Origin of the sequence: Fulvivirga aurantia, from assembly GCF_009711475.1 — a bacterium.
Classification (GTDB): Bacteria; Bacteroidota; Bacteroidia; order Cytophagales; family Cyclobacteriaceae; genus Fulvivirga; species Fulvivirga aurantia.
Genome location: NZ_SMMD01000748.1, coordinates 1 through 7,144 on the forward strand (window position 1 = coordinate 1; position 7,144 = coordinate 7,144).

9 protein-coding genes are annotated in these 7,144 nt (G+C 38.4%); 4 read left to right on the plus strand and 5 right to left on the minus strand.

The genetic code is table 11. From position 1 onward, the window contains the following. Nucleotides 1–61: 61 nt before the first annotated feature. Nucleotides 62–2,269: a tetratricopeptide repeat-containing sensor histidine kinase gene (locus E1176_RS08970; RefSeq protein WP_155210271.1), complete on the minus strand. Its 2,208-nt coding sequence runs from the start codon at nucleotides 2,267–2,269 to the stop codon at nucleotides 62–64. 18 nt (nucleotides 2,270–2,287) lie between these two features. On the opposite strand from E1176_RS08970, the gene E1176_RS08975 reads away from it, so the two are divergent. Continuing rightward, the gene (locus E1176_RS08975; protein WP_155210272.1) at nucleotides 2,288–2,443 is read left to right on the plus strand and encodes a hypothetical protein; all 156 of its coding nucleotides are present in this window, start codon (nucleotides 2,288–2,290) and stop codon (nucleotides 2,441–2,443) included. Between the two features lie 21 nt (nucleotides 2,444–2,464). Here E1176_RS08975 and E1176_RS08980 read toward each other — a convergent pair whose 3' ends face one another. Next, nucleotides 2,465–2,653 carry a hypothetical protein gene (locus tag E1176_RS08980; protein ID WP_155210273.1) on the minus strand — a complete coding sequence of 63 codons (189 nt, stop codon included), beginning with the start codon at nucleotides 2,651–2,653 and terminating at the stop codon, nucleotides 2,465–2,467. A 66-nt stretch (nucleotides 2,654–2,719) separates the two neighbouring features. Further along, nucleotides 2,720–3,706 carry a type I phosphomannose isomerase catalytic subunit gene (locus tag E1176_RS08985; RefSeq protein WP_155210274.1) on the minus strand — a complete coding sequence of 329 codons (987 nt, stop codon included), beginning with the start codon at nucleotides 3,704–3,706 and terminating at the stop codon, nucleotides 2,720–2,722. 142 nt (nucleotides 3,707–3,848) lie between these two features. On the opposite strand from E1176_RS08985, the gene E1176_RS08990 reads away from it, so the two are divergent. Together E1176_RS08990 and E1176_RS08995 are read left to right on the plus strand one after the other, a co-directional pair. After that, on the plus strand, nucleotides 3,849–4,583 hold the full coding sequence (locus E1176_RS08990) for a 7-carboxy-7-deazaguanine synthase QueE (protein WP_155210275.1): 735 nt from the start codon (nucleotides 3,849–3,851) through the stop codon (nucleotides 4,581–4,583). A 133-nt stretch (nucleotides 4,584–4,716) separates the two neighbouring features. Next, nucleotides 4,717–4,869 carry a hypothetical protein gene (locus E1176_RS08995; protein ID WP_155210276.1) on the plus strand — a complete coding sequence of 51 codons (153 nt, stop codon included), beginning with the start codon at nucleotides 4,717–4,719 and terminating at the stop codon, nucleotides 4,867–4,869. A 55-nt stretch (nucleotides 4,870–4,924) separates the two neighbouring features. On the opposite strand, the gene E1176_RS09000 is transcribed toward E1176_RS08995, so the two are convergent. Beyond that, entirely contained in the window at nucleotides 4,925–5,530 is a 606-nt protein-coding gene (locus E1176_RS09000; protein WP_155210277.1) for a superoxide dismutase family protein, read from the minus strand. 329 nt (nucleotides 5,531–5,859) lie between these two features. On the opposite strand from E1176_RS09000, the gene E1176_RS09005 reads away from it, so the two are divergent. Next, the gene (locus E1176_RS09005) at nucleotides 5,860–6,426 is read left to right on the plus strand and encodes a hypothetical protein (RefSeq protein ID WP_155210278.1); all 567 of its coding nucleotides are present in this window, start codon (nucleotides 5,860–5,862) and stop codon (nucleotides 6,424–6,426) included. Between the two features lie 40 nt (nucleotides 6,427–6,466). Here E1176_RS09005 and E1176_RS09010 read toward each other — a convergent pair. Continuing rightward, nucleotides 6,467–7,144 (minus strand): sigma-70 family RNA polymerase sigma factor (locus E1176_RS09010; protein ID WP_155210279.1); only part of this gene is annotated, 678 nt, incomplete at its 5' end.

The following is a 7,144-nucleotide window of genomic DNA, read 5'->3' on the forward strand; positions in this document are numbered from 1 at the left end:
AAGTTATACTAGAAGTTAGGCAATTTCCCCAAGCTCTTCAAGTCATTAAACCAGCTACGGCTTAATAAAACTGCGGCAGGTAAACATTTACAGATGTGCCCTTGCCCATTTCACTCGAGAGCTTAATTTTTCCATTGAGTTTTTCTACGGCTTTGGCAACCAGGTAGAGGCCTAAACCATTACCAATAGAGTGCTCATTGGCCCTAAAGTACATATTAAAGACTTTTTGTTGTACGGCTTCAGGTATACCCTCCCCATTGTCTTTAATTGTGATTTGTACACCTTTACCAAAAGCGTGTACTTTAATATTTATCTGAGCATTGTCTTTATCATTGTACTGCAGTGCATTTTCAAGTAGGTTTTCAAAAATGATTGCAATCAAATCAGGATAAGACTGAAAGCTTTCCTGCACCTGTACATCTGTAGTAACCGATACCGACTCATCTCTGATATAATCATGACTATTAGAAATCGTTTCGTCAATCAATTGTTCAAAATTAACGGTATTTATTTCCAGAATTTCAGAACTAATGAGACTCATGGCTTTTAGCTTGTTCACCATCTTGTCAAGCTGCAGTGCAGTGGTCTCAACTTTATCAAAAAGATCTAGCGCATATTTCTCATCCAAAGTTGATCTTGCCACTTCGGCAAGCCCTAAAAACGTAGTAAGCGGCCCTCTAAAATCATGTGATGACCGATAAAAAAACGTATCAAGCTCGCTATAGGCTTGCTTCAGTTCCCTGGATCGCTTGCCCACAGTACCTTCGAGCTCCTCATTCATCAAACTGATCTGCTGATTTGCCTCCTGCAGCTCTTCAGCCTGTGCTGTTATCTCTTCGTTTTTCTCTTGAATTTCCCTGTTTAATGATTTGAGTTGTTTGTTTGATCGATTTCTAATTAAAAGTAATCTGTAGCCAACAAAGAGTAATATAGCCAGCAATAAAATGCAGATGATGATGAAACTAATCACAAGTTGCTGTTTACCAATTACCTTTTCCTTAAGGCTTAGCTCTTGTTGTTTAGCCTGATTCTCCAAGTTTAAATACTCTATTTCCTTTTCTTTATTCTTGAGATCGTACTTCACCTCCAGCTCTGTGAGTCGAGAGGTTACGCTTTCATTTATAAGCGAATCTTTAAGGTTTATATACCTTCTATAGTAAGTGGTAGCTTCCTTAAATCGGTCTAGTTTTTCATACAATTCTGCCGAGTATAAATAATTATAAACCAGATTTTCCTTTGAGTTAAGCTCACTTAATGACTCTCTGGATACATTAAGGAAGTACTCCGCTGAGTCATAAAAACCTAATTTGGTATAAAAACCCCCTAGCGTGTATTCACTGATGGCCACGCCTAATACATTACCAATCTCCTGCTCTATTTTGTAAGAGTCTATATACAGTCTTCTGGCTTCTTGGTTTTCATTGAGCTGCTCCATAATGTAGGCCATGTTATACATCGAAGCAGCGATACCTTTTTTATCGCCAATTTCCTGCCTCAGAGAAAGCGCCTCTTCGTGCGCCTCCAATGCTACTCCCAAACTGTCTTCAAGGTCGAGCAATACGCCATAGTAGTTGTAGGCCTCTGATTCAATGTACCTGTTGTTTATTTCTTTACTCAGGTCCATAGCCCGCATTACATAGTTTTTGGCAATGTCGTACGAACCCTGCGCCTGGTAAACCCATGAGAGTTCGTTGTAGCTTTTGGCCAGCTCGTTACGGTTTTTTTGCTTTTCAAAAATTGCCACAGCTTCAAAAAGCAACTGAGAAGCTTTGGTATAATCTCCTATGGTTGAGTAAAATGAGCCAAGGTTTCTCTTTGCTTCAGCAATACCAAAGTTATAACCCGAACTCTGGTAGATGCTTAGTGCCTCATCCATCAGTCCTTTGGCTTTTTTAATATCGCCTTTTACCAAATACAAGTTGCCAAGCTTTAATCTGGCCTTTGCCATACTTACATTGTCTCCCTCCTCTTCATATACTTCTATCGCTTTTAGCAAGGCACTTTGGGCACTATCGTAGCGGCCTAATCTGGCTTGATAGTCCCCCAGTATAACATTTGTATTGGCGTAAAAGATGGCTTCATCTTTATAGAAAGAACTTGAAACTACAGGTTTAAGGTATTTTCTTGCTTCTATAAGATTACCCAACTCAACAAAAGCATCTGCCAATGCCAACAGATACTTAGGGTCGGCCTGAGCGATAGCCTCCTCATTTTTAAGCATCATTTGAGAAGTATTGATGATCTCCTTAAACTCACCCTGCTTCTTCAAAAGATTTACCAGGTAGATATGAGTGGGATTTTTGATGTTATTGGCTATACCAAGATCGATCGCTTCTTTGTAAAACTCTTCAGCAAGATCATAATCACCGACCGTATAGGCCGCGATTCCTTTATTGGCAATCGCAAGTACTTCTTCTCGAGGGTAGTTTACCTGGGCACTTAGTCTATAAGCGGATTCTGCATATTATATTGCTACCTGCGGGTCGACATGCCAATAAGCATCACAAAAGGCATTATATACCTCAAGTTGCTCTCTCTCGCTAAGACCAGAAAGCTCTAACTTCTGAAGACTATCAAGTACGGTGTGCTCTTGAGCAACGGCTTGAGAAACTCCACAAAGCAAAAAGGCTAGCACATATAATCGCCACCACATCGTTTAAAAGTACTAATCAATTAGTGAAAACAAATATGATTTGAGAGAGAATTGTAGAAATAGACTTTAACGGATATATACTTCGAGAAGTTCTGCTGATTCAACCGGATTGATGGAAAGGTTTTTCATAGCGGCAGGTATAAGAAAAACATCTCCTTTACCTATTTTTTGCTCGCCACTATCACAGTTCACAACAGCATTACCTTCCAGGCCTACAAGAATAACAAATGAGTCTAATGAGCTATAATCACGGTCATTATTCTGATCTATTTTCAGTTTATTGACCACGAAAAAGGGCGTGTCTAATATTGGTGAGGTAGCATTAAGATTAGTCTCGTATCCAGTCTTATAATTATCCTTTACTTCATAATCCATTACCTCCACCGCTTTATCTATGTGGAGCTCACGCTTATTGCCATTTGCATCTGTTCTATCAAAATCATAGACTCTATAGGTAGTATCAGATGTTTGTTGAATCTCGGCAATTAGCAACCCTTTGCCTATCGTGTGAATACGACCTGCAGGTACATAAAAAACATCACCCGCAGCGACTTCTTCTTGATTGAGTAACTCCTCTATGCGTGACAGCTGTAGTCTTTTTCTAAAATCTTCCTTATCTGTTGGTTTACTAAAACCTGATATCAAGCTAGCGCCTTCATCCGCTTGCATAACATACCACATTTCAGATTTACCACTAGCCTGCGGCCCGTAAAATTGTCTGGCGTAATGATCATCAGGATGTACCTGTATGGATAAATCTGCATTAGCATCTATAAACTTGACCAACAACGGAAACTGAGTACCATGCTTTTCATAAACCGATTTACCTATGAGCTCTTCTTTATATGTGGTTATGAGTTCATCCAACCCCTTACCGGCTAAAGCTCCATTAGCCACCTTTGAAACTTCGTTATCCACAGCCGACAACTCCCAGGTCTCACCACAATTTGAAAGTGGAGCAAAATCCTTGTTAAGCACAGTTTTTATTTTGTCACCGCCCCATATTTTTTCTTTAAAAATGGTCTTAAATGTAAGTGGGTATAAATCGCTCATAGTTACGAATGTATTTATTTTTTCAGTATAATCAGATACAAGTAAACAGTAAAATCACTGCAAACGTTTTCAATATTTTTCATATTCTGACTCCACCGACTCGCCATAGCGATATCGAAGATTTGACGTAGCTTTGCTTCTTATGAAATTAGCTCGACTTAACAATAAGGCTGAAATATTTTACACCGTACAAGGTGAAGGTAAGAACCTCGGTAAGCCCAGTATTTTTTTGCGCACCTCCCTTTGTAATCTCCATTGCATATGGTGCGACACCGACTACACCTGGAACTGGGAGAATACTCCTTTTGAAACAACGAAAAACGTAAAGTATAGAAGAGAAGAGTATATAGAAGAGCTATCACCAAAGGAAGCAGCAGAAATAGTAATGCAGTACCCTTGCAAGCATGTTGTGTTAACTGGTGGTGAACCGATGATGCAACAAGAAGCCCTGTGTGAAGTAATTGAGTACTTAAAAGCTCAGGATGACTATACTTTTGAAGTAGAAACCAACGGCACTTTACCCCCTTCGGAGAGATTTGATGAGTTAGTAGACCAATTTAACGTATCACCAAAGTTGGCTAACTCTAATAACAGCGAAAAAATAAGGGAAAAGCCAAAAGCGCTAAAGCACTTTAGTCAAAGCGCAAAGAGTAATTTCAAATTCGTGTTGAGCCAAGAAGAAGACTTGAATGAAATTCTATCACTCATTGAAAAATATAATATCAATCCCGCAGCAGTTTATCTCATGCCAGAGGGTGTGTCTGAGGTTGAGTTGAAACGCAAGCAAAGCTGGTTGGTAGAAATTTGCAAAACACATGGCTTCAACTATACCGACCGACTTCACATTCATATCTACGGAGCTAAAAGAGGTGTATGATTATAGCTTAAAATAACGTATTTTGGGTTTTAGTTACCACTATGATATTTCTCGTATAAATATTTAAAAATAGTTGCCTTTTTCGAGCACAAAACACCACCTTTTGCGTTATACATATAAAACCTTTTAAGTTATGATAATAGATATAAGAAGTCACTTCAAGAAAATTCAAAAAGAGAGCAAAATCATTTCTAAAAAAGAACTTGAGGCTCAGTTAAAGAATGCCATGTCTTATTTAAATCTGGAAAGCAGCTTACGCAAGCTATCAGTAGAAAAAGGCAAATAAAAAAGCTGACAAATATATTTTGTCAGCTTTTTCGTTTTTAGGTTTTTCTAAATTCTTACCCTTTCTTAATCACCCCGCAGGCCACTCTTGCACCTGCCGCACCTGAAGGCTGGGATTCAAAATCATCAGCTCCTGCGTGAATGATTACGGCTTTGTTTAAGATGTCAGAGCTTTCGTCTCCGCCTATTGACCACCCTTCGATAGTCATCTCCAACATACCCTTTCCGTCTTCACCTACTTCAACGTTATCAATATCACCAGCGTGATACTTCATATCTACAGCACGCTTACCATGCTCAACATCTGCCGGATTCCAATGGCCACCCGCTGATGTCGCATCATCTGCACTGCAGTCACCATTTTGGTGTAGGTGAATTGCGTGAGAACCCGGTGTTGCATTCTCAAGAGTTATTTTAAATGTAACCGTTCCATCTCCTAAATCAGTAAACGTGGCTTTCCCAGAAACTTCGCTTCCACTGGCACTTGATAATTCAGCCATAGCTGTCACGTAATCTTCAGTGGTGCTGGTTTCTACTTCATTTACTACTTCTTCGCTATCAGACTCTGACGAGTCGCTTTCAGCTTCTTTTTTCTCTGCAGGATTACAGGCGTACATAAAAGTAACGGCACCTGCTAATAACAGTGATTTTAGCACTTTCATAATTTTTCTTTGTTTGGTTTTTGTTTCGATTATTGATCTAATGCCTATTATACAAAAAAACGCAGCCAAATGTTATTAATCGTCATTATTCCCTGCAGTGCAACTTAGTTTATGGGCACTGTTATAACCTATACTATGATGATTTAAAAGGCTTTAACAACGGCTTTCAAATTCTACATTCTTACCTGCCGTCTATTATAATGGCGATTAATCGAAATTAAGGTGTATCGAGCGATACATTTTTTTATTTTAATTTCTCAAAACTGCATTATCACTTTCACTTAGCTATCTTTGTATAATAGAATCAAAATAAGTTAAAAATCGAGCAAATGAAGCAAGTTTTATATACGCTAATAGCAATTGCCATTGCAACGACTAGCTATAGTCAAACACTAGACGAACAGTTTGAAAGCCTTAAAGAGGACTCAGAAACTTTTAAATCTTATAAGGTAATAGACCAAAGCAAGCTCAATGCCTTTTGGAATATGACCATGGATAGTGTAAGAAATCTGAAAGCAGAGAAGGCCACTATTGCAAATGATAGTAAATCAAAAGATAATACGATTACAGATATTAACTCTACACTGGAGACTAAGAATGCACAGATTGAGGAGTTAGAAACTCAAATCAGTACAATTGAAGTTTTTGGTCTTGATGTAAGTAAAAGTAGTTTCATCTTCTTTAGCTTCTTTACGATTGGTGCTCTTATTATTGTTTTGGCTGGTATTCTTTACAAGTACAAAGACAATAATCGCATAGCAAGGGTAAAGGTTAAGGAGTATGAGAAACTACATCATGACTTCGAAGAGTATAAAAGAACTGCCCTTGATAAGCAGATGAAGTTGAGAAGAGATTTACAAACAGAAAGGAATAAACTAGAAGAGGCCAGAAATTAATTCCTGGCCTCTCGCAATAAGTTATAAAAGATTGTTGAGATTAGTTAGCTAAGTAAGGCTTCAACAACTCGTTCTTAGGGTTCTTAGATAATTTTCTAAGAGCCTTTTCTTTTATCTGTCTTACACGCTCTCTGGTAAGACCAAGATTTTCTCCAATGTCTTCTAGTGACAAGCTTGGTGTTTCACTCAAACCAAAGTACTGGCTGATTACAGTACGCTCACGCTCAGTAAGTGTAGATAGTAACCTGATCACCTCACGCTTTAAAGAGTCGCTGTAAACGATATCGTCTACTTCATTGCTATCTTCATCTTCCATTACGTCTAGTAATGAGCTACCCTCATCTTCTGAGAAAGGCTTATCGATAGAGACTTGTTTTGTTTGAGATCTAACAGTAGTTCTTACTTCATCAATAGTCATGTCAAGAAGCTCTGCTAATTCTTCATCGGTTGGTTCTCTTTCAAACTGCTGCTCCAATACAGAAGATGCCTGATCGATCTTAGATAATGCACCAATCTTGTTAGAAGGAATACGAACAATTCTTGAATGCTCTGCTAACGCTTGAATGATTGATTGTCTAATCCACCAAACTGCGTACGATATAAATTTAAATCCTCTTTTCTCGTCAAATCTTTTGGCAGCCTTTACTAATCCAAGGTTACCTTCATTTATTAAATCATTTAATGGAATCTTGTTTGAGTAATGGTACTGCTTAGCTAC